This is a genomic window from Curtobacterium sp. APC 4022 (assembly GCF_030407555.1).
Taxonomy (GTDB): Bacteria; Actinomycetota; Actinomycetes; order Actinomycetales; family Microbacteriaceae; genus Curtobacterium.
In genome coordinates this window covers 1-18622 of sequence record NZ_JASDDD010000020.1, presented here as the reverse complement: position 1 = coordinate 18622, position 18622 = coordinate 1, and the positions used below count along the sequence as shown (strand labels likewise).

The 18622-nt window shown below is 70.5% G+C and carries 25 protein-coding genes; 10 read left to right on the top strand and 15 right to left on the bottom strand.

Annotated features, from left to right (window positions below):
* Nucleotides 1–71: 71 nt before the first annotated feature.
* Both QL987_RS08535 and QL987_RS08530 read left to right on the top strand, forming a co-directional pair.
* Nucleotides 72–554 (top strand): FBP domain-containing protein, encoded by a 483-nt coding sequence (locus QL987_RS08535; RefSeq protein WP_111075686.1) that lies wholly within the window; start codon nucleotides 72–74, stop codon nucleotides 552–554.
* Nucleotides 551–820 carry a hypothetical protein gene (locus QL987_RS08530; RefSeq protein WP_290157218.1) on the top strand — a complete coding sequence of 90 codons (270 nt, stop codon included), beginning with the start codon at nucleotides 551–553 and terminating at the stop codon, nucleotides 818–820. The genes QL987_RS08535 and QL987_RS08530 overlap by 4 nt, the downstream gene beginning before the upstream one ends.
* A gap of 49 nt (nucleotides 821–869) precedes the next feature.
* Here QL987_RS08530 and QL987_RS08525 read toward each other — a convergent pair whose 3' ends face one another.
* Complete coding sequence (locus QL987_RS08525; RefSeq protein ID WP_290157216.1) at nucleotides 870–1754, bottom strand: LysR substrate-binding domain-containing protein; 885 nt, start codon at nucleotides 1752–1754, stop codon at nucleotides 870–872.
* A gap of 69 nt (nucleotides 1755–1823) precedes the next feature.
* Between QL987_RS08525 and QL987_RS08520 the strand changes: the two genes are divergently transcribed.
* The 3 genes from QL987_RS08520 (at nucleotide 1824) to QL987_RS08510 (ending at nucleotide 3553) form a co-directional block, all read left to right on the top strand.
* Nucleotides 1824–2321, top strand: a complete 498-nt coding sequence (locus QL987_RS08520; protein ID WP_290157215.1) for a GNAT family N-acetyltransferase — start codon at nucleotides 1824–1826, stop codon at nucleotides 2319–2321.
* Between the two features lie 81 nt (nucleotides 2322–2402).
* Nucleotides 2403–3302, top strand: a complete 900-nt coding sequence (locus tag QL987_RS08515) for an SDR family oxidoreductase (protein ID WP_221851164.1) — start codon at nucleotides 2403–2405, stop codon at nucleotides 3300–3302.
* Nucleotides 3303–3346: 44 nt separating this feature from the next.
* A complete protein-coding gene (locus QL987_RS08510) occupies nucleotides 3347–3553 on the top strand; it encodes a hypothetical protein (RefSeq protein WP_110823655.1) in 207 nt (68 codons plus the stop codon).
* Nucleotides 3554–3591: 38 nt separating this feature from the next.
* Here QL987_RS08510 and QL987_RS08505 read toward each other — a convergent pair whose 3' ends face one another.
* From QL987_RS08505 to QL987_RS08495, 3 genes are all read right to left on the bottom strand, one after another.
* A complete protein-coding gene (locus QL987_RS08505) occupies nucleotides 3592–3972 on the bottom strand; it encodes a hypothetical protein (protein ID WP_111075691.1) in 381 nt (126 codons plus the stop codon).
* Nucleotides 3973–3974: 2 nt separating this feature from the next.
* On the bottom strand, nucleotides 3975–4172 hold the full coding sequence (locus QL987_RS08500) for a hypothetical protein (protein ID WP_290157213.1): 198 nt from the start codon (nucleotides 4170–4172) through the stop codon (nucleotides 3975–3977).
* Nucleotides 4173–4378: 206 nt separating this feature from the next.
* Complete coding sequence (locus QL987_RS08495; protein ID WP_290157212.1) at nucleotides 4379–5566, bottom strand: aminotransferase class I/II-fold pyridoxal phosphate-dependent enzyme; 1188 nt, start codon at nucleotides 5564–5566, stop codon at nucleotides 4379–4381.
* A 162-nt stretch (nucleotides 5567–5728) separates the two neighbouring features.
* Here QL987_RS08495 and QL987_RS08490 point away from each other — a divergent pair, with 162 nt between their 5' ends.
* Entirely contained in the window at nucleotides 5729–6505 is a 777-nt protein-coding gene (locus QL987_RS08490) for an isocitrate lyase/phosphoenolpyruvate mutase family protein (protein ID WP_290157211.1), read from the top strand.
* 345 nt (nucleotides 6506–6850) lie between these two features.
* A complete protein-coding gene (locus tag QL987_RS08485) occupies nucleotides 6851–7138 on the top strand; it encodes a hypothetical protein (RefSeq protein ID WP_111075694.1) in 288 nt (95 codons plus the stop codon).
* Nucleotides 7139–7199: 61 nt separating this feature from the next.
* Here the strand turns inward: QL987_RS08485 and QL987_RS08480 are convergent, their stop codons facing one another.
* Nucleotides 7200–7541, bottom strand: coding sequence for a hypothetical protein (locus QL987_RS08480; protein WP_290157210.1), 342 nt, complete (start codon nucleotides 7539–7541; stop codon nucleotides 7200–7202).
* A 150-nt stretch (nucleotides 7542–7691) separates the two neighbouring features.
* Between QL987_RS08480 and QL987_RS08475 the strand changes: the two genes are divergently transcribed.
* A complete protein-coding gene (locus QL987_RS08475) occupies nucleotides 7692–8156 on the top strand; it encodes an XRE family transcriptional regulator (RefSeq protein WP_290157209.1) in 465 nt (154 codons plus the stop codon).
* A 23-nt stretch (nucleotides 8157–8179) separates the two neighbouring features.
* Here the strand turns inward: QL987_RS08475 and QL987_RS08470 are convergent, their stop codons facing one another.
* The 4 genes from QL987_RS08470 to QL987_RS08455 form a co-directional block, all read right to left on the bottom strand.
* Nucleotides 8180–9079, bottom strand: coding sequence for an Abi family protein (locus QL987_RS08470; RefSeq protein ID WP_290157208.1), 900 nt, complete (start codon nucleotides 9077–9079; stop codon nucleotides 8180–8182).
* Between the two features lie 135 nt (nucleotides 9080–9214).
* Nucleotides 9215–9508, bottom strand: coding sequence for a hypothetical protein (locus QL987_RS08465; RefSeq protein WP_290157207.1), 294 nt, complete (start codon nucleotides 9506–9508; stop codon nucleotides 9215–9217).
* 36 nt (nucleotides 9509–9544) lie between these two features.
* Entirely contained in the window at nucleotides 9545–10618 is a 1074-nt protein-coding gene (gene ychF / locus QL987_RS08460; RefSeq protein ID WP_111075696.1) for a redox-regulated ATPase YchF, read from the bottom strand.
* A 61-nt stretch (nucleotides 10619–10679) separates the two neighbouring features.
* Nucleotides 10680–11219 (bottom strand): hypothetical protein, encoded by a 540-nt coding sequence (locus tag QL987_RS08455; RefSeq protein WP_290157206.1) that lies wholly within the window; start codon nucleotides 11217–11219, stop codon nucleotides 10680–10682.
* Nucleotides 11220–11266: 47 nt separating this feature from the next.
* Between QL987_RS08455 and QL987_RS08450 the strand changes: the two genes are divergently transcribed.
* A complete protein-coding gene (locus QL987_RS08450) occupies nucleotides 11267–11929 on the top strand; it encodes an exonuclease domain-containing protein (RefSeq protein WP_290157205.1) in 663 nt (220 codons plus the stop codon).
* Nucleotides 11930–12041: 112 nt separating this feature from the next.
* Nucleotides 12042–12800, top strand: a complete 759-nt coding sequence (locus QL987_RS08445) for a GntR family transcriptional regulator (protein WP_290157204.1) — start codon at nucleotides 12042–12044, stop codon at nucleotides 12798–12800.
* A gap of 55 nt (nucleotides 12801–12855) precedes the next feature.
* On the opposite strand, the gene QL987_RS08440 is transcribed toward QL987_RS08445, so the two are convergent.
* The 6 genes from QL987_RS08440 to QL987_RS08415 form a co-directional block, all read right to left on the bottom strand.
* Nucleotides 12856–13263, bottom strand: a complete 408-nt coding sequence (locus QL987_RS08440; RefSeq protein ID WP_253467653.1) for a tautomerase family protein — start codon at nucleotides 13261–13263, stop codon at nucleotides 12856–12858.
* Between the two features lie 125 nt (nucleotides 13264–13388).
* Nucleotides 13389–14582, bottom strand: coding sequence for a Gfo/Idh/MocA family oxidoreductase (locus QL987_RS08435; protein ID WP_290157245.1), 1194 nt, complete (start codon nucleotides 14580–14582; stop codon nucleotides 13389–13391).
* A 16-nt stretch (nucleotides 14583–14598) separates the two neighbouring features.
* Nucleotides 14599–15711, bottom strand: a complete 1113-nt coding sequence (locus QL987_RS08430; protein WP_290157202.1) for a transaldolase family protein — start codon at nucleotides 15709–15711, stop codon at nucleotides 14599–14601.
* Nucleotides 15708–16577: a sugar phosphate isomerase/epimerase family protein gene (locus tag QL987_RS08425; protein WP_290157200.1), complete on the bottom strand. Its 870-nt coding sequence runs from the start codon at nucleotides 16575–16577 to the stop codon at nucleotides 15708–15710. The genes QL987_RS08430 and QL987_RS08425 overlap by 4 nt, the downstream gene beginning before the upstream one ends.
* A 3-nt stretch (nucleotides 16578–16580) precedes the next feature.
* On the bottom strand, nucleotides 16581–17651 hold the full coding sequence (locus tag QL987_RS08420; protein WP_290157198.1) for a Gfo/Idh/MocA family oxidoreductase: 1071 nt from the start codon (nucleotides 17649–17651) through the stop codon (nucleotides 16581–16583).
* Nucleotides 17652–17694: 43 nt separating this feature from the next.
* Nucleotides 17695–18591 carry a sugar phosphate isomerase/epimerase gene (locus QL987_RS08415; protein WP_290157244.1) on the bottom strand — a complete coding sequence of 299 codons (897 nt, stop codon included), beginning with the start codon at nucleotides 18589–18591 and terminating at the stop codon, nucleotides 17695–17697.
* Between the last annotated feature and the right edge of the window lie 31 nt (nucleotides 18592–18622).

The window sequence follows — 18622 nt, the reverse complement described above, 5'->3', positions numbered from 1 at the left end:
GAGGCCCGCCCTGCGCCCGCCTGTCGGCGCGCGGGGCTAGCCTGGTCCGGTCCGCCACCGCGAGGGGAACCGTGCAGCCGCTCACTGAATCCGACATCCGATCGTCCTTCGTCAACGCGATGCCCGACGAACTCGCCCAGCTCCCGATCCCGGGGCTGCACGAGACCCTGTGGAACGAACGCGAGTTCCTGGGCTGGCGCGACCCGCAGGCCGCCCGCCGCGGCTACATGGTGTCGTGGATGGATGACAAGCCGGTCGGCATCGTCGTCCGCGCGGCCGGAGGGTCCCTCCGCCCGGGCATCGCCGCGATGTGCTCGTTCTGCCACTCCCCGCAGCCGGCCACGCAGGTTCGGCTGTTCTCGGCCGCCCGCGCCGGGGAGGCCGGACGGAACGGCAACACGATCGGCTCGTACATCTGCGAGGACCTCGGGTGCCCGATGCTCATCCGCACCGCGCCGCCGCACCTCAACCCGCCGGCGACGATCGCGATGCGCTCGGAGTCGCTGCTGGCACGGCTGCACAACTTCACGGCCGACATCATGAAGACGGCGTGAGCTCGGACCGGTTCCGCTCGGCACGCTGGGCCGTCGTCGAGGAACTCGGGGACGGCCGCTGGCGTCTGACGATCCGCGACGAGGCGGACGACGAACTCGGCTCCTTCGGCCTGGGTGTCGAGGGGCCGTGGGACCCGGACGTCGAACCGCACGTGGGGTTCGTGCTCACGCAGATCGGACTCGCGCTGACCGGCGCGCGGCCGTGGCGTCCGGACGAGCTCGGTGACCAGCGGGCGCCGGTGCTGCCGCTGGCCCTGACAACCTGATGCGCTGATGCGCTGATGCGCTGACGCCCGGACCGGACCGGCCCGCCGTTCAGTCGGCGGCCGCGAAGTTGCGGAGGACCTCCCGGTCGTCGTCCGCCCGTGACGCCCACACCAGCTCGCTGCGGTGCGTGCTGCCCTCGAGCGGCAGGAGCACCACGGTGTCCGGGGCGGCGAGCGCCGCACTCTCCGGCAGGACCGTGACGCCGAGGCCGACACCGACCAGGTGCAGCACGGTCGCCCAGGTCGTCGCCTCCTGCACGATGCGCGGCCGTCGACCGCCGTCGGCCACGGGTGCGGTGTTCCGTTCGGTAGCGAGCGTGCCGGCCTCGGCGGGGAAGAACACGAACGGGTCGTCGAGCAGCTCCGGCCCGCGCACGGACGAACGGCCGGCGAACCGGTGGCCCCGCGGCACGGCGGCGACGAACGGTTCGCTGCGGAACTGAGCGAAGCGCACCCCGTCGACCGGGTCCGGGTCGCGCACCACCGCCAGGTCGAGCTCGCCGCGCTGCACGGCGGCGACGAGTCGGGAGGAGAAGCCCTCCGTCAGCTCCACCCGGACAAGCGGGTAGCGCTGCCGGAACCGCTGCACCCGCTCGATCGGGCCGAGCGGCAGGGCCGACACGACGAACCCGACGTCGAGCCGCCCGGCCTCGCCCCGGCCGACACGGACGGTCTCGTCGAGGTCCCGTCGTGCCTGGGCGAGCAGCGACCGGGCCCGCCCCTGCAGCACCCGACCGGCCGGCGTGAGGGCGACGCTCCGGGAGGTCCGGGCGAACAGGTCGACGCCGAGGGCGACCTCGACCCGGCGGATGAGCTGCGACAGGGCCGGCTGCGCGATGCCGAGGTCCGCCGCCGCCCGGCCGAAGTGCAGCTCGTCGGCGAGCGCCAGGAACGCCCGGAGCTGCCGGAGGTCGACCTCGGGTGCACGATCCATGCAGTGATCGTATCGATCCGTCCGAACGAGTATTGGACAGCACTGCATCCGTGTCCCGAGGATGGACCCATGCCCACCACCACCCGCATCACCGGCGACCAGGTCGTCGTCGAGGACCTGTCCACCGCCGCCGACGCCGCAGCCTTCCAGTCCCTCAACGAGCGGTGGATCACGACGTTCTTCACGCTCGAGGACGAGGACCGCCGGCTGCTCGGCGACCCGGTGCAGCACATCGTCGCCCCCGGCGGCGTCGTCCTCGTGGCCCGCCTCGGCGACGTGGTCGTCGGCTGCGTCGGACTCGCCCCACACGGGGTCGACGAGTTCGAACTCGTCAAGATGGCCGTCGACCCCGACCACCAGGGACACGGCACCGGCCGTCGACTCATCCGCGCCGCGATCGACCGGGCTCGCACACTCGGCGCCCGCCGGGTGCTGCTCGAGACGAACAGCTCCCTCGTCAGCGCGATCCACCTGTACGAGACGACCGGGTTCCGGCACCTGGGCGCCGACGAGCACCCGCCGAGCCCCTACGTCCGGGCGGACGTGGCGATGGCACTCGACCTCTGACGACCCCGGCCACCTGTCGGGCCAGGCCGGAGCGCGCACCGCTTGACGGGCCTCCCGGCCGGTCCGCGTACCGTCCGTCGCATGCCCCGCGACCAGTACGAGTTCAGCGACCCGACCACCCGGTACCCCAACACCAGCCCCGAGCCGCAGCAGCAGCCGGAACCGGGCCTGGAGTCGCGGATGGACCCGAAGCCGGACCACGGCGAGGACTCGTACCGCGGCACCGGACGGCTCACCGGACGCCGCGCACTGATCACCGGCGCGGACTCCGGCATCGGCGCAGCCGTCGCCATCGCGTACGCGCGGGAAGGTGCGGACATCGCCCTCGCCTACCTGCCCGACGAGGAAGAGGACGCCCAGCGGATCGTCGCCCTCATCGAGGCCGAGGGCCGGAAGGCCGTCACCATCCCCGGCGACCTGACTGCCCGGAACTACCCCGCCGTGCTCGTCGAACGCGCCGTCGCCGAACTCGGCGGGCTCGACGCCATCGTCGCCTGCGCCGGCAAGCAGCACTGGCAGGCCGAGATCACCGACATCAGTGACGACCAGCTCGTCGACACCTTCACGGTCAACGTCCTCTCGCTCTTCCGCCTCGTCCAGGCCGCACTCCCCCACCTGGAGCCCGGGTCGACGATCATCACCACCGCGTCGATGGAGGCGTACCAGCCCGCCCCCGACCGTCTGGACTACGCCGCGTCCAAGGCCGCGATCAACAACTTCTCGAAGGGTCTCGCGCAGCAGCTCATCGGCCGTGGCATCCGGGTGAACGTCGTCGCTCCCGGGCCGACCTGGTCCGTGCTGCAGGTGTCCGCCGGGGTCGACCCGGAGACCCTGCCCGACTTCGGGTCCAGCGAGTCGCCGATGGGGCGCCCCGGACAGCCCGCCGAACTGGCGCCCGCGTACGTGTTCCTGGCGTCGCACGAGTCCAGCTTCGTCGCTGGCGAGACCCTCAACGTGAACGGCGGCATGGTCACACCCTGACCCGCCCGGGTGTTCCTCGTGCGTCGCGTTGCTACGCTCACGGCATGGCGACGCACGAGGTCCAGGCCGTCCGCGAACAGGGCATGTGGCAGGTGTTCATCGACGGGTTCCCCGTGACCGAGGTCCGACGGTGGCCGTCGGTCGCCTTCGTGGCGCGGGAGTGGATCTCGTTGACCGACCAGGTGCCCTCGCGCGAGGTCGACCTGCACGTGACGGTCATCGGTCGCAACCACTTCGCCCCGGTCGCCTGAGCACAGCGATCTCGGGCTCACAGCTCTGATCGGAGCGGTCAGTCGGCGGCTGCCACCAGCTGCTGCGCCCGCTGGTACGACACGTCCAACAGCGGGCCGATCTCGCGGAGCGTCAGACCGGCGTCGTGGAGCTCCTTCGCAGCGGCCGCGGTCTCGCGTCCGGCTGCCCGCCGAGCGCGGTCCGCGTCGGCACGGAGTTCGCCCGCGCGGTCCAGGTGCGCCCGCACGGAGTCGGGCAGCACGATCTCGATCCGCACCGTGAAGTCGACGGCTGGCCGGTCGTGCATGTTCGCCAGCCAGTCGCGCGCCATCGGCTCGATCTCGCTCTGCCGCCGCGCCTGGGTCCGCAGTGCACCGTCGATCCAGACGAGCCAGTAGCGCCCGTCCCGCTGTGCGCGCACGGTGTGTGTCGTCATCATAGTCAGTCCTTCCCGTCGTCACACGCGCGGATGATCGCGCGAGCGAGCATCTCCCGGACCTCCCGGTGCCGTGGGATCTCGATGCGTTCACCGCCGAAGAGGAAGACGTCATGTCGTCCGCCGTGCCGCAGGAGCACGAAGGGGACGCCGAGTCGATCTGCCCGTTGACGGAGGTCGCGGATGAGGTCCGCACGCTTCACGATAGGAGTCCAACGCCGGCTGGACAAGTTTGTCTAGGGGTGATGGACGATCCAGTGGGATCTTGATCGGTGCGGCTCACACGAGCACGATCGCTGTTCGCCGTGGCACTGTCGTCGCCGGCACCGATGCCTGTGGATGAGCGGGCACCCGGCCGTCATCGTGGAGGACGGCGTCCCGTCGCTCGGTGCACCCGACGGCGCAACCGTCAGGCCACGTGCCAGACAACCCCCTCCTGCGCACTCGACGGGTAGGCCGCCGCGATGCGGAACACCGCCTCGCGCAGGGTCTCCGGCGAGCACGCCAGGTTGATCCGGGCGAACCCCTTGCCCTCGGCCCCGAACGGCAGCCCCGAGTTCAGCGCGACGAACGCGTGCTCCCGGAGCGGCACCGCCGGGTCCTCGCCGAGCCCGAGCCCCCGGAAGTCGAGCCACGCCAGGTAGCCCGCACGCGGCCGGGCGTAGACCACGCCGGGCAGGTGCTCGGCCAGGAGCTTCGCGAGCAGCCGGTCGTTGGCGACGATCCGGTCGATGACGTCGTCGAGCCAGCCGACGGCCAGGGTGAACGCCGCCAGGTTCGCGTGCAGCCCGAGGATGCTCGTCCGGCACGCGACCTCCTCCCACAGCGTGTCGAGGAGCGCGGCGGTGCGGGCATCCCCGGCGACGATGACGGAGCACTTCACGCCGGCCAGGTTCCAGCCCTTGCTCGCCGAGGTCACGCAGACGCTCCGCGCCCCGAGCGGCTCGGCGATCATCGCGAACGGGGTGAACTGCACGCCCGGATGGGTCAGCGGAGCGTGGATCTCGTCGCTGATGACCAGGACGTCGTACTGCGCCGCGAGTTCCGCCAGCGCGACGAGGTCGGCACGGTCGTGCACCAGACCGATCGGGTTGTGCGGGTTGCAGAGCAGGAAGACCCGGACCCCGTCGGCGAACGCCCGCTCCAGGCCGTCCAGGTCCAGCCGGTAGACACCCCACTGCTCACGGAGCGGGACCTCTTCGATCTGACATCGGGCCTCGTCCACGAGCTCGAAGAACGGCGGGTACACCGGCGGCGTGATCGCGACCCGGCCGCCGTCGGGCAGCGCGAGCCGCAGCGTCTCTACGATCCCCACGCTGACGTCCGTCGCCAGGTACACGCGCGCCGGGTCGACGTCCCAGCCCCAGCGGTCGCGGGCGAACCCGGCGAACGCAGGAGCGAGCGGCCCGGGCCCGTCCAGGTACCCGAGGTCCGACTGCTGCACCCGCTCGACCAGGGCCTGTCGGATCTCCGGCGCGACCTCGTGGTCCATCTCGGCGACGAACAGGGGCAGCACGTCGGGTGCGTACCGCGTCCACTTGATGCTCGTGCGGACCCCGCGGAGCGTGCCGACCGGGTCCTGTTCGTCGCTCGCCATGCGTCCCAGCATGCCTCGGCCGGGAGGCTCGGAGCGAGTCGGCGCGTCATCCTGCGTCGTCTGCGCCCGGATTCGCGCTGAGCGACAGTCCTCGGCCGGTGGTGCGCGAGGGCTGTCGCTCAGCGCGAACCCTGACGGCAGCACCCGCCTACTGTCGGCGGCATGACCACGAGCACCGCCGAGAAGGCGACCACCCTCCAGTCCCTGCACTCCGCCCCCGAGATCCTGCGCGTCGTGAACGTCTGGGACGCCATCAGCGCCAAGACCGTCGCCGCGCTGCCCGAGACCCGCGCGATCGCCACCGCCGGGCACTCGATCGCCGCGATGTACGGCTACGAGGACGGCGGCATGTCGCTCGACCTCGCCCTCGCCGGCGCGAAGACCGTCGTCGACGCCGTGGACCTGCCGGTGACCGCCGACCTGGACGACGGCTACGAGGACCCGGCCGAGACCATCCGCCGCGCGATCGGCATCGGCGTCGTCGGTGCGAACGTCGAGGACCGCCTGCGTCCGTTCGACGAGTCCGTCGCCCGCGTGGCCGCGATCATGCGCGCCGCCGAGCAGGAGGGCGTCCCCTTCCAGCTGAACGCCCGCACCGACGCCATCGCCCGTGGCGGTGACCGACCGATCCAGGAGAGCATCGCGGACGCCATCGCCCGCGGCAAGGCGTTCCTCGACGCCGGCGCACCGCTCGTGTTCGTCCCGGGCGGCCACCAGCGCGACGTCGTCGAGCAGCTGGTCGAGGGCCTCGGCCGCGGCAAGCTCAGCGTCATCGGCCTGCCTGGTGCCCTGCCTGCGTCCGAGTACCAGGCGCTCGGTGTCGCCCGCATCTCGTACGGCCCGCTCACGCAGCGCGTCGCCCTGCGCGCGCTCCGTGACCTCGCCGCGGACCTCTACCTCGGGGGCGTCGTGCCGGAGGACACCCCGACGCTGAACTGAACGGCAGCGGTGGCGAACCCGCCACCTGACGGGCGGGAGGCCCGGTACCAGCTGGTACCGGGCCTCCCGTCCGTCGTCGTGCCGGCCACGGCGACGCCAGGTAGACAGAACCGAGATCATGGCGTACTGTTGATTGTTGGTGCATTGCAGCGAACCCATCTGACTCGCGCACACCGACCGTCTCGAACCGATCCCCCTGGGTCGCATTCCAGCGAGACCACCGCTCCCCGACTGGCGAGCATGCACGTCGAATGCCGACGTGCGCGTCCGCGCTCCTGCGGCCGACGAGACCACGGAGTCCGTCCGGCCCAGCGCGACGCCGAACGACTGAAGAAAGACAGCACCATGACCACGAACGAACGCACCATCATCACCGGGACCGCCATCGCGGCTCCCACCGTCTCCCCCGACCGCATCGCCGAGTTCCCCGTCCGCGAGGACCGCTCGCAGCGCGAGTACCTCGTGCGCATGCCGGCCGACGACCTCGGGCTGTTCCTGACGCCCGGCGTCCGCGTCGCCGTCGACGGCGAAGCGGGCTGGGTCGTGCCCGGCCGCTCCTGGCGGGGCGAGGCCAGCCGCACCATCCTGCAGGCTCGCGCCGTGCAGGCTCCGGAGTTGGCCCTGGCCGCCTGACCTCTGCAGCACAACGGAACGCCGTCCCTTCGGGGGCGGCGTTCCGTCGTCCTGGGCGGGCCTAGTGCTCCCGGTCGCCCTCGGCCGCGCCGACGAACCGTCGCCCGCCGTCGGCGTTCACCGGCTGCCGCCCGCCGCACAGCGCTGCTGCGTCCCGGAGTCGGCGGATGAAGGCGGGGTCCTCCGGCTCGAGTTCGTCGTCCGGCGCCTGCCGCACCACGATCTCGCTCGACGGTCCGACGAGCATCGTCGTCCGCTCGAGCGAGCCGTCCTCCCCGACCGTCGGCACCGCGATCGTGTCCGTCCGGGTGTTCGCCCCGAGCACCGCCGCGTAGTCCGCGACCGCGTCGGCGATGCGGTCCCCCGTCAGGATGTCCGTGCCGTCGTAGTGGATGTACTTCACGTGTCGACCTCCCTCGTGCCGACGGTAGGCACCGGGGTGGAGCACGCAGTACAGGATCCGGCGGGAGGCGCGGGCGGTGGACAACTGGCGGTGTGCGCTCGCTTCACCCACAGCCCGGTAGCGTCAATCGTCGAGCGGTGAGGAGTTGCCATGCAGCACGAGCACATCGCGCGGATGATCCGGCTTGCGCGTGAGGACATCGGGATGAGTCAAGAGGCGCTGGCTGCCAGCGTCGGCGAGGCGGCGTCGTCGATCGCGGCCTACGAGGCCGGTTCCGAGACACCAGACCCCGAGACACTGCACCTGATCACCGCGGCGACCGAGATGCGGCCGAGCATCCCGCTCGCCGTCCACGCCGACCGTATCCGAGCCGAGGCCACGCGCCATCGTCTTCGCGACGTGCGGGTGTTCGGATCGGTCGTCCGCGGGACCGACACAGCTCGGAGCGACATCGACCTGGTCGTCGGGACCGAGCCGGGCGCGGACCTGTTCGACCTCGGCGGCTTCGTCGTCGCCGTCGAAGGGCTCACCGGGTTCCCCGTCGATGTGATGACTCAGGAGCAGCTCGACGACGAGTACTTCGCGCACGTGCGGGACGACGCCGTTCCGTTGTGACCGCGGCCACACCGTTCGGCCGCTCAACTCCGATGGTCGCGCGATCCCTCCGGAGCGGTGAGACCTCGCCAGAAATCGGACTCCCGCGCGTTCTGCTCGACGAGTAGCGGCAACATCGGCGCCGAAGTGCCGCTCCGGCTGGTCATGTCGTCGAGCGACACGACGACGTCCAAGACAGATCTCGGGCCGAACTGCCCGGCAAGCTTCTTGGCGCGGCTTCGGACGTTGTTCGGGGTGGGCCCTGCATCGACCACCGAGTGATGCCACAGCCGACTCTGGTGGGCGCAACGGTTGCGGAGGTAGACGAGCGCCTTCACGCGCGCAGCGAATCCCGACTTCGCGATCCCGATACTCGAGGCGACCGCGCCGGCTAGTGATCCTCGACCACCTCGTTCGATGGTCTTGGACAGCGTCCCGAAGGACAGGGCCTCGACTGCCGACCAGACAGGGAGCTCGCTGAAGTCCGAGTGCTCGCCCGTCTCGAGGCGATAGCGCAGGATGTGTCGGTCTCTGCTCCGAGCGATGTCCCGACTACAGGATGCAACGGTCGCCTCGCGGCCGGGGACGTCTGTGTAGAAGTCCCGCTCGAGGTAGCGGACGTAGGGCCCATGCTGGTCAGCGATGACTCGAGCCGTGTGCGATCGGAGGAGCAGCTCGACCTCCGCAAGCGGTCGGACGAGAGCGATCCGGACAGCTTGGTCGGCGTCGTAGACAGCGCGGACCTGCTCGAACGTCGTGCCGGGGTGGAAGTCGTTGTTCCCGAGGTGCGGGGCCACCTGGAAGTACCGCGCGTAGCCGGAGAAACGGTAGTAGTTCGATGCCGCCAGGAACCGGCGACAAGCTGGCTCGTCGCCGATCGCGAGCCCCCGTCGGAGCAGAAGGGCAACCTGCTCAGTCCAAGACAGACTCGGCTTCACGCGCATCCCCCCGGGAACGAAAAGGCCCCTCCCATTTGAGCATCGTGGAGAGGCTTGGGAGGGGGTCGATTGCTTCCACTCTAGCCGAACCGCCGCCCTGCGCGGGTGGCAGGAGTGCTCAGTTGTCAGGTCAGGCTGACGTCAGAGCCCGTCACCCGTCGGGTACAGCACCCACGGGCCGGCACCGGTCTCCGGGCACTGCTCGTCCATCACCCGCTTGACCACCGAGTAGTCCGCGGGAGCGCGGCGGTACATCAGCGCGACGAGGTGGACGTCCGTCTCGACGCGACCGTCGTGCCAGCGGGCGTCGTAGCGGATGACACGCTTCGGCCGCCGCAGCCATCGCGAGGGACGGATCTCCGCGACGGCACGGAAGACCGTCGGCAACTCGTCCGACTGGTCTGAGCGCCCGGTTGCAGCTCTGCGTTCCCCCACGCCTGTGATCCTAGGAGCGCGACGCGTGCCCGAGCGTCAGTTGTTGAAGCGGAACTCCACCACGTCGCCGTCCTGCATGACGTACTCCTTGCCCTCGATGCGGGCCTTGCCCTGCGACCGAGCCTCAGCGATCGAGCCGGTGGCGACGAGGTCGTCGAACGAGATGACCTCGGCCTTGATGAAGCCCTTCTCGAAGTCGGTGTGGATGACGCCGGCAGCCTGGGGAGCCTTCCACCCCTTGCCGATCGTCCACGCACGGGACTCCTTCGGGCCTGCCGTCAGGTAGGTCTGCAGCCCGAGGGTCTCGAACCCGATGCGCGCGAGCTGGTCGAGGCCGGACTCGGTCTGACCGGTCGACTCGAGGAGCTCCTTGGCGTCCTCCGGGTCGAGGTCGATCAGCTCGGACTCGACCTGGGCGTCGAGGAACACGGCCTGCGCCGGTGCGACGAGGGCGGCGAGTTCAGCCTTGCGGGCGTCGTCGGTGAGGATCGCCTCGTCCACGTTGAACACGAAGATGAAGGGCTTGGCGCTGAGCAGCCCGAGCTCCTTGATCGGCTCGAGGTCGACCTTGCTCGCCGAGAGCAGGACGCCCTTCTCGAGCTCTGCCTTCGCGGCGTTCGCCGCCTCGAGCACGGCGGGCTCCGCCTGCTTCAGCTTGAGCATCTTCTCGTAGCGGGGCAGCGCCTTCTCGATGGTCTCGAGGTCGGCGAGGATCAGCTCGGTGTTGATGACCTCGAGGTCGTCCTTCGGGGACACCTTGTTCGCCACGTGCACGACGTCGTCGTCGGTGAAACCGCGGACGACCTGCGCGATGGCGTCGGCTTCGCGGATGTTCGCGAGGAACTTGTTGCCGAGTCCCTCGCCCTCGCTCGCACCCTTGACGATGCCGGCGATGTCGACGAACGACACCGGCGCCGGCACGGTCTTCTCGGAGTGGAACAGCTCGGCGAGCTGGTCGAGACGCGGGTCGGGCAGGTTCACCACGCCGACGTTGGGCTCGATGGTGGCGAACGGGTAGTTGGCCGCGAGCACCTGGTTCTTGGTCAAGGCGTTGAACAGGGTCGACTTGCCGACGTTCGGGAGACCGACGATTCCGATGGTGAGAGCCACGGGAGGACAGCCTACCGGCGGCAGCCCGCCGGGGCCGACCCGAGCCTCCAGTCCGGCACCGTCACGTGGCCGCGACGCGCTCCTCTACGACGGCCAGGACGTCGGCCTGGAGGCGCTGGGACGCCCGCCAGTCGCCCGGCACCTCGAGCCGGTGGTCGGCCTGGTCGACGGTCTGGAGGCGCGCCCGCGTCCCACGCACCAGTTCCGGCCGCCAGACGGGATCGGCTGATCCGCCGAGCGCGACGTGGGTGTCGTCGGCTGCGGCGAGCGCCTGGCGGACGGCGTCGTCGGTGAGGACCGGCGTGAGCCAGACGCCGGGCAGACCCTCGGCGAGCGCCCACGGCAGGGCGGCGCACCCGAACGACTTGGCGACGACGAGGTCCGGTCGGCGCCCCGCGAGCGCGCTCGTCAGTTCGTGCTCGACGAAGCGGACCGGGTCGGCTGCGGCGCTCTCGTCGACCGTCCACCGGGGTGCGACGACGGCGCAGTCGGCCTGCCGGGCGATGGCGTCCGTCCACCAGAGGAGGGGCGCCTGCTGGCCGTAGCCCGTACCTGCGAGGACCAGGACGAGTGGACTGCTCGGCGGTGGGTTCTTCTCCATCTCTTCAGGGTAGGAGCGGGGGCACCACGCCGGGGCCGGTTCCGGTGATGTCGGTTCTCCGTGCAACGATCGATGGCGTGCTGAACTTCACCGCCATCGACTTCGAGACCGCGAACAACTCGCCCGCCAGCGCGTGTTCGGTCGGACTCGTCAAGGTGCGCGGCGGTCGCGTCGTCGACCGGGCCTCGTGGTTCATCCGCCCGCCGGCCGGGCACGACGACTTCCTGGAGTGGAACACCCGCATCCACGGGATCGTCGAAACGGACGTCGCGCACGCGAAGTCGTGGGAGCAGCAGTACCCGGACCTGGTGGCGTTCGCGGAGGGTGACGTCCTGGTCGCGCACAACGCCCGGTTCGACATGGGCGTGATCGCCGGCGGGTGCGCGGCGACCGGCATCGAGATCGCTGAGCACCACTCGATGTGTTCGCTGCAGGTCGCCCGCAAGACCTACACCCTCGACTCGTACCGCCTGCCGATGGCCGCGATGGCCGCCGGGTTCTCGGGCTTCCAGCACCACGACGCCGCCGCAGACGCAGAGGCCTGCGCCGCGATCGTCGTGCACGCTGCCGGGTTCCACGGGGTGCCGACGGTCGAGGCCCTCGGTGCGGTGACCCGGGTGACGATCAACCCCGTGCGCGCCCGTGTCGAAAAGCCGAAGTCGGCCGCGCAGCCCCGGCTCTCGCGTCGTCCGATGGTCTTCTCCGACTGACGCGGTCCTGTCCACGCCTGGTGGTCCGGGCCGCCGCCACGCCCGGTGGTATTGTCACGACAATCCGCCCGGCACAGGTGTTCGGGCTCGTTCTCCCCTGCGAAGGACCGCGATGACCAACGATGGCCAGCTGCCGTCCGACCTGTTCATGGACCTGGACCGGTCGGGGCCGATGCCGCTCTACCACCAGGTCGCCTCGCGCATCGAGGAGTCGATCCGCAACGGCGCGATGCCACCCGGTGCCCGCCTGGAGAACGAGATCGCCCTCGGGGAGCGCCTCGGCCTGTCTCGCCCGACGATCCGCCGCGCCATCCAGGACCTCGTCGACAAGGGGCTGCTCGTCCGCCGTCGTGGCATCGGCACCCAGGTCGTGCACGGACCGGTCACCCGCAAGGTCGAGCTGACCAGCCTGTACGACGACCTGACGCAGGGGTCGCAGCAGCCGACGACGAAGCTCCTCGACCGCTCCGACGTGCCGGCCACCCAGGCGGTCGCCGAGGCCCTGGGCGTCGAGGTCGGGGCCACCGTCGTGCACGTCCTCCGCGTCCGGTTCGCCGAGGACGTCCCGATGGCGGTACTCGAGAACTACCTGCCGCCGGAGTTCGCCGACATCACCGACGAGGACCTCCGCGCCCACGGGCTGTACCAGCTGCTCCGGTCACGCGGGGTGACGATGCGGGTCGCGAAGCAGCGGATCGGTGCTCGTGCTGCGACGGACGACGAGGCCGGCCTGCTCGAGATCGAGGACGGCGACCCGGTGCTGACGATGAGCCGCACGGCGTACGACGCCTCGGGTCGCGCGGTCGAGTACGGCCTGCACTGCTACCGGCCGGACCGGTACTCGTTCGAGGTCACGCTCGTCGACAAGTAGGGCCCGGCCAACTGGCGTCCGGCGCGCCGGTCAGCTGGAGTCGAGAACGCCGAGTTCAGCTGGCGTCGGGAACGCCGAGTTCGCCGGTCAGGTACTGGGCGCGACCGAAACCGAACGACCAGTCCTGGGGGCCGTTCTCGACGTACCCGATGAAGACGTCCTCGGACGCGACGCCGACCCCGGCGAGCGCGTCGTGGATCGCGGCGTAGAGCGCCTGCTTCGCCTCATCGGACCGGCCGCGCTGGGTGAAGACCTGGATCATGACGACGCCCTCGGTGCGCTCGAAGCCGAGGCCGGCGTCCTGCGCGATGATCTGCGTCGCCGGGTGTTCGGTGATGACCTGGAAGCGGTCGCGCTCCGGGATCCCGTAGACGTCGACGATCGCCTGGTGCGTGGCGTCGGCGATCGCGCGGACCGCCTCGGGGGTGCGGCCGGTGGCGAGGTCGAATCGGACGAGCGGCATGGTGCCTCCTGCTTGTGGTGACTTTGTCAGGACATACTACCGCGTCGGTCGTGGCGCTCGCGATCCGGACAGTGACGCGCCTCCCGTCCGTCGTGTGGTCGTCTGGCAGCGGCCCGCGGCTCTGGTCAGATCACCGGAGTCGGGGCGTCGAATGTGAGCGGTCCGTCGACGCGCGCCACCTCATGCCACGCCCCGTCGGCGAGCGACGCTTCGGCCGCTTCCACGATCGACGCTGCGGCGAGCCCGTCCGCCACCGACGGCGCGAGCTGCCGGCCGCTCCGGACGCTCGCCAGGAACTGCGCCGCCTCGATCGTCTTGAGGTCGTCGTAGCCCATCGCGGTGCCGGCTCCCGGTTGGAAGCGGGCGAACTCGCCGTCCCCGGGCGCGACGTAGACGGTCGTGTAGCCGGCGGCCTCCTGCCCGTCGAGGCAGACCTGTAGTTCGTTCATCCGTTGGAAGTCCCAGCGGATCGACCCGGCGGTGCCGTAGACCTCGATCGTGTACTCGGCGTGCGGGCCGTGCATGACGCGGCTGGAGTCCATCGTGCCGACCGCGCCGTCGTCGAACCGGAAGAGCAGGGCGGCGTAGTCCTCGTTCTCGACGGGCTTGCGGTCGCCGGTCGCGGCAGCACTGCGGTCGACGATCCCCGCGCCGGGGAGCGGTCGCTCGGTGATGAACGTCTCGGCGAGGGCGGTGACGCTCGCGATCCGGCCGACCAGGTACTGCGCCAGGTCGAGGCCGTGCGAGAGCAGGTCGCCGAGGACCCCCGAACCGGCGCGTTCCCGTTCGAACCGCCAGGTCAGCGGGGCAGCTGGGTCGGACGAGTAGTCGGCGAGCAGGGAGCCACGGACGTTCGTGATCCGTCCGAGTCGCCCGCTGCGGACGAGTTCGCGGGCACGTTCGACCGCGGGAGCGTGTCGGTAGTTGAACCCGACGCTCGTGATGACCCCGGCCCGTTGGACGGCCTCGTGGATGTCGCGGGAGTCGCTGGCGGACCGGCCCATCGGCTTCTCGATCCAGAACGGTTTGCCGGCCTGCGCCGCGGCGACCGCCATCTCGCGGTGCAGGAAGTTCGGCGAGCAGATCGAGACGACGTCGACGTCCGGGTCGGCGAGGACCTCGTGCCAGTCGGCCACGGCACGTTCGTACCCGAGCCGTTCCGTGGCCTGCTCACGGGCTTCCGGAACCGGATCCGCCGCGACCACCAGGCGTGGGCGGAGCCCGAGTTCCGGGAAGTGGTCCGGCAGCGCCCGGTACGCGCGGGAGTGCAGACGTCCCATCCACCCGACCGAGATGAGGCCGACCCCGACCGTGTCCATGACCATCGGCGCCGCCCTACTCGGCCGGGACGATGATGTCGCGGACGAGGGCGTCGAGCTTCGCGTCGGCGTCCAGGAACTGCCGCAGCGTCTTGACCGTGGCGCCGAACCGGTCGAACTCGTCGATGGTCATGCCGTCGACGTCGTGGCCGCGGGCGAACTCCGGCGTCGCCCGGCGGAGGGCGTCGACGACGTGTGCCGGGACCTCGTCGTCGATGGCGTCGGGGCGGAACGGGAACGCGTTGTCGTTGATGTCCTTCGTCCACTGGAACGGCGGCGACACGACGAGGTCACCGCCCTGGAACTCGGACCACTGCAGCGCGTTGCGGAAGGCCGCGACGAGGACCCGCGAGCGGAACCCGCGCTCCTGGAACACTCGGTACGCGTTCTTCACCGCGGCGACGCCGGCCCACTCCAGGTACCCGGGGTCGATCATGACGTGGTCACGCGCGACGACGGTCTTCAGCCAGTCGTCGAGCCGACCGGCCATCAGCGTGACGACGTGTCCGAACTCCTGCTCGGGCAGACCATCGGCGGCGCGGCGGTCGAGGGCGCGCTCGATGGCCTCACCGACGGCGACGACCTGGGCCACCGTGAACGAGACGGTCGCGTTGATCGAGACGCCGCGGTACGCGGCTTCCTCGATGGCCGCGATGCCGACCTTCGTCGCGGGGATCTTCACGATGATGTTCGGCGCGAGGCCCGAGAAGCGCACCGCCTGCTCCACGAGGGCGTCACGGTCGCGATGCAGACGCGGATCGGTCTGCATCGAGAGCCGACCGTTGCGGCCACCCGAGGCCTCGAACGCCGGCAGCAGCTGCGCGGCGGCGTTGACCGAGAGCTCCTCGACGGCCATCCAACCGAGCGCGGACTCCCCCGCGGTCGGGTGCTCCTCGGCGAGCTGTCGGATGCGCGGTACCCACACCTCGGGGTCCTGCTGGATGCAGGTGTAGGCGATGACCGGGTTGCACGTCGCCCCGACCGCTCCGTACTCCGAGATCGCCGTCGCCAGCTCGTGCGGGTCGGCGGAGTCGTTCCACAGTGCCGTCGGGGTCTGTTCCGTGGCCTGCAGGGTGACCGGACGAGTGTCGACCACGGCCGCCCCTCGGGTCTCGAGTGTGCTCGTCATCGGTGGAGTCCCTTCGTGATCTGGTCGAGCTGGAACCGCGACACCGCATCGGCGTTCTCGTCCTCGGCGAAGACGCTGGACACGGCGACGGTGTCGTCGCGGTCCGAGAAACCGACGCGGTCGAGCGCACGCCAGAACGCGTCGAAGTCGACGTCGCCCTGCCCGACCGGCAGGTGCTGGTGGACCCGGACCGGGTTGCCGGGCGGGTTCGTGATGTAGCGCAGGCCGTGCGAACGACGGTGGTCGTACGCATCGGCGACGTGGATCAGCTGCAGCGAGTCACCGGCGGCGTCGATGATCGCCTCCATGTCGCCGCCGTAGTGGAAGGTGTGGCAGGCGACGTAGACGAACCCGATGTTCTTCGAGTTGAGCCCGCGGATCACCCGGAGCGCCTCGAGCCCGTCCTCGACGAAGTCGTCGGGGTGCGGGTCGATGAGCACCCGGAGGTCCGCGTCCTCGATGATCGGCAGCAGTTCCTCCATCGCCCAGTAGAACTGCGCCTCGGAGTCCTCGGCCCGCTCCGGACGACCGGAGAACTCGGTGTTGATGGTGTCCACGCCGAGTCGCTTGGTGATCTCGATGACGCGCTTCCACTGCTTGACGGCGGTCTCACGCGTCTCGCGGTCGGGCCCGGACCAGCGGAGCACCGGCAGGACGGAGGCCACCTGGACTCCGGCGTCGGCACAGGCGGCCGCGAACGCGTCGACCAGGTCGTCGTCCGCCTTCGGGTGCCGGTGGAACGGGATGAAGTCCCGGTGCGGCGTCAGCTGCAGGTACTCGTAGCCGAGGTCGGCGACCTTCCGCGGGAACTCCAGCAGACCCAGGTCGTGGTGGAACGGGGTCGGGTCGAGCGCGATCTTCGGCACGGACTACACCCCGGCCGTCGCGTCGGCCGTCGCGTCGGCCGCTGCCGTCAGGTCGTAGAACGCCGGCTTCGTCACCGCGTACTCGACGTGCTCGGTCGCGCCGGACTGCTGCGCGCGGACCGCGACCTCGGCGACGACGGACGCGGTGTAGCCGTCCCAGGCGCTCGGGCCGTCGATGCCGCCATCGCGGGCCGCGTCCACCCAGCGCTGCACCTCTTCGTCGTAGGCCGCGGCGAACCGCTCTTTGAACGACGGCGTGACGCCCTGCCCGGAGACCCCGGCGGACACGATCGTCTGCGAGGTGTCGCGGCCGATGTAGGCGACGCCGGACTCGAACACGGCGTCGGTCGTGACCTGGTAGCCGAACTGGGCGTTCACGTTGATCTCGACGATCGCCATCGTCCCGGACTCGGTGGTGAACAGCACGAACTGCGGCTCGGGCAGGTCGGCCGGGGCCAGCGAGTTCTTCCGCGGCTTCTTGACCTCGACACTCGTGATCGCCTCACCCGTCAGGAACGGGATGATGTCGATCTCGTGGATCACCGAGTCGTGGATGAGCATCGACTCGCTGAAGTTCGGCGGGGTCGTCGGGTTCCGGTGGGCGTGGTGCAGGGCGAGCAGCGCGCCGTTCGCGCCCGACTCACGCAGGGCCTTGAGCTCCTGGTACCCGCTGTCGAAGCGGCGCATGAACCCGACCTGGATGATCGGCCGCCTGGCGTGCTCCTGCTCGAGCTCCACGATGCGCAGGCTGTCCTCGGCGCTGGTCGTGAGCGGCTTCTCGCAGAGGACGGCGAGGCCCCGCTCGAGCGCGGTCACCAGGATCGGCTCGTGCAGGAAGCCGGGGGTCGCGATGATGACGCCGTCGATCTCGGTGGCGTCGAGCGCCTCTTCGAAGGAGGCCGCGGTGATCGCCCCCGGTGCCAGGGCCGCAGCGGCAGCAGCCCGGCTGGCATCCGGTTCGACGACCGCGACGACGTCGGCGTTCGAGATCTTGGCGGTGATGCGGCGGACGTGGTCGGCGCCCATCATGCCTGCGCCGACGACGGCGACGCGGAGGTTCTGCGTGGTGGTCATGGTGTTCTTCTCCTGGGGTTGCTGACGCTGCGTGGACGGCGCGTCAGGAGGCGCGCGCGGCGGAGGTCGCGCCGAAGATGTGCTGGAAGGTGCGCTCGGCGATCGGCCCCGGAGCATCGACCGAGCAGCCGTACATGTCCTGCTCGACGATCCCGAAGACCTCGGGGTTGATCGCGGCCACGGCCTCGATGATCGGGGCGAGTTCCGGGGTGCCGTGCGGCGGCTCGGTCATGATGCCCTGCGACACGGCGGTCGCGAACGGCACGTCGTTCTTCAGCACGTCGAACAGCAGGTCGGTGTCGACCTGCTTGAGGTGCAGGTAGCCGATTCGTTCCGGGTGGGCGGCGATGAGCTTGAGGTTGTCGCCGCCGTAGTAGGCGAAGTGCCCGGTGTCGAGGCAGAGGTTCGTGTACGCGGGGTTCGTGACCTCGAGGAACCGCACGGTCTCCTTGTAGGTCCCGACGTGGCTGTCGGCATGGGTGTGGAACTGCTGGTGCACGCCGTACTCCTCGAGCAGCGCCTTGCCCAGCTGGTCGTGGCCGCGGCCGAGTCGCTCCCACTGCTCGTCGGTGAGCGTTCGGGCCTCGAGCACCTCTTCGGTGGCGTCGGAGCGCCAGAGGTCCGGGATCGTCACGAGGTGCTGGGCGCCCAGCTTCGCCGCCAGGCCCGCGACGGCGACCGCCTGGTCCCAGGCACGCTGGAACTGGTCCTCGCCCTTGTGGAACCCGGTGAACACGGTGCCCGCCGAGAGCTTGAGCCCGCGCGACTCGAGCTCGTCGGACAGCTGCGACGGGTCGGTCGGCAGGTACCCGTACGGTCCGAGCTCGATCCACTGGTACCCGGCAGCGGCGGCTTCGTCGAGGAAGCGCTGCCACGGGACCTGGTTCGGGTCGTCGGGGAACCACACGCCCCAGGAGTCCGGGGCGGTGCCGATGCGGATCGAGGCGGGCGCCGCGTCGGTGGCGGGGGCG

Coding starts and splice junctions, on each gene's coding strand:
- QL987_RS08525 (WP_290157216.1), bottom strand. CDS start 1,754: ATGGATCGTGCACCCGAGGTCGACCTCCGGCAGCTCCGGGCGTTCCTG.
- QL987_RS08520 (WP_290157215.1), top strand. CDS start 1,824: ATGCCCACCACCACCCGCATCACCGGCGACCAGGTCGTCGTCGAGGAC.
- QL987_RS08515 (WP_221851164.1), top strand. CDS start 2,403: ATGCCCCGCGACCAGTACGAGTTCAGCGACCCGACCACCCGGTACCCC.
- QL987_RS08510 (WP_110823655.1), top strand. CDS start 3,347: ATGGCGACGCACGAGGTCCAGGCCGTCCGCGAACAGGGCATGTGGCAG.
- QL987_RS08505 (WP_111075691.1), bottom strand. CDS start 3,972: ATGATGACGACACACACCGTGCGCGCACAGCGGGACGGGCGCTACTGG.
- QL987_RS08495 (WP_290157212.1), bottom strand. CDS start 5,566: ATGGCGAGCGACGAACAGGACCCGGTCGGCACGCTCCGCGGGGTCCGC.
- QL987_RS08490 (WP_290157211.1), top strand. CDS start 5,729: ATGACCACGAGCACCGCCGAGAAGGCGACCACCCTCCAGTCCCTGCAC.
- QL987_RS08485 (WP_111075694.1), top strand. CDS start 6,851: ATGACCACGAACGAACGCACCATCATCACCGGGACCGCCATCGCGGCT.
- QL987_RS08475 (WP_290157209.1), top strand. CDS start 7,692: ATGCAGCACGAGCACATCGCGCGGATGATCCGGCTTGCGCGTGAGGAC.
- QL987_RS08470 (WP_290157208.1), bottom strand. CDS start 9,079: ATGCGCGTGAAGCCGAGTCTGTCTTGGACTGAGCAGGTTGCCCTTCTG.
- QL987_RS08455 (WP_290157206.1), bottom strand. CDS start 11,219: ATGGAGAAGAACCCACCGCCGAGCAGTCCACTCGTCCTGGTCCTCGCA.
- QL987_RS08450 (WP_290157205.1), top strand. CDS start 11,267: ATGTCGGTTCTCCGTGCAACGATCGATGGCGTGCTGAACTTCACCGCC.
- QL987_RS08445 (WP_290157204.1), top strand. CDS start 12,042: ATGACCAACGATGGCCAGCTGCCGTCCGACCTGTTCATGGACCTGGAC.
- QL987_RS08440 (WP_253467653.1), bottom strand. CDS start 13,263: ATGCCGCTCGTCCGATTCGACCTCGCCACCGGCCGCACCCCCGAGGCG.
- QL987_RS08435 (WP_290157245.1), bottom strand. CDS start 14,582: ATGGACACGGTCGGGGTCGGCCTCATCTCGGTCGGGTGGATGGGACGT.
- QL987_RS08430 (WP_290157202.1), bottom strand. CDS start 15,711: ATGACGAGCACACTCGAGACCCGAGGGGCGGCCGTGGTCGACACTCGT.
- QL987_RS08420 (WP_290157198.1), bottom strand. CDS start 17,651: ATGACCACCACGCAGAACCTCCGCGTCGCCGTCGTCGGCGCAGGCATG.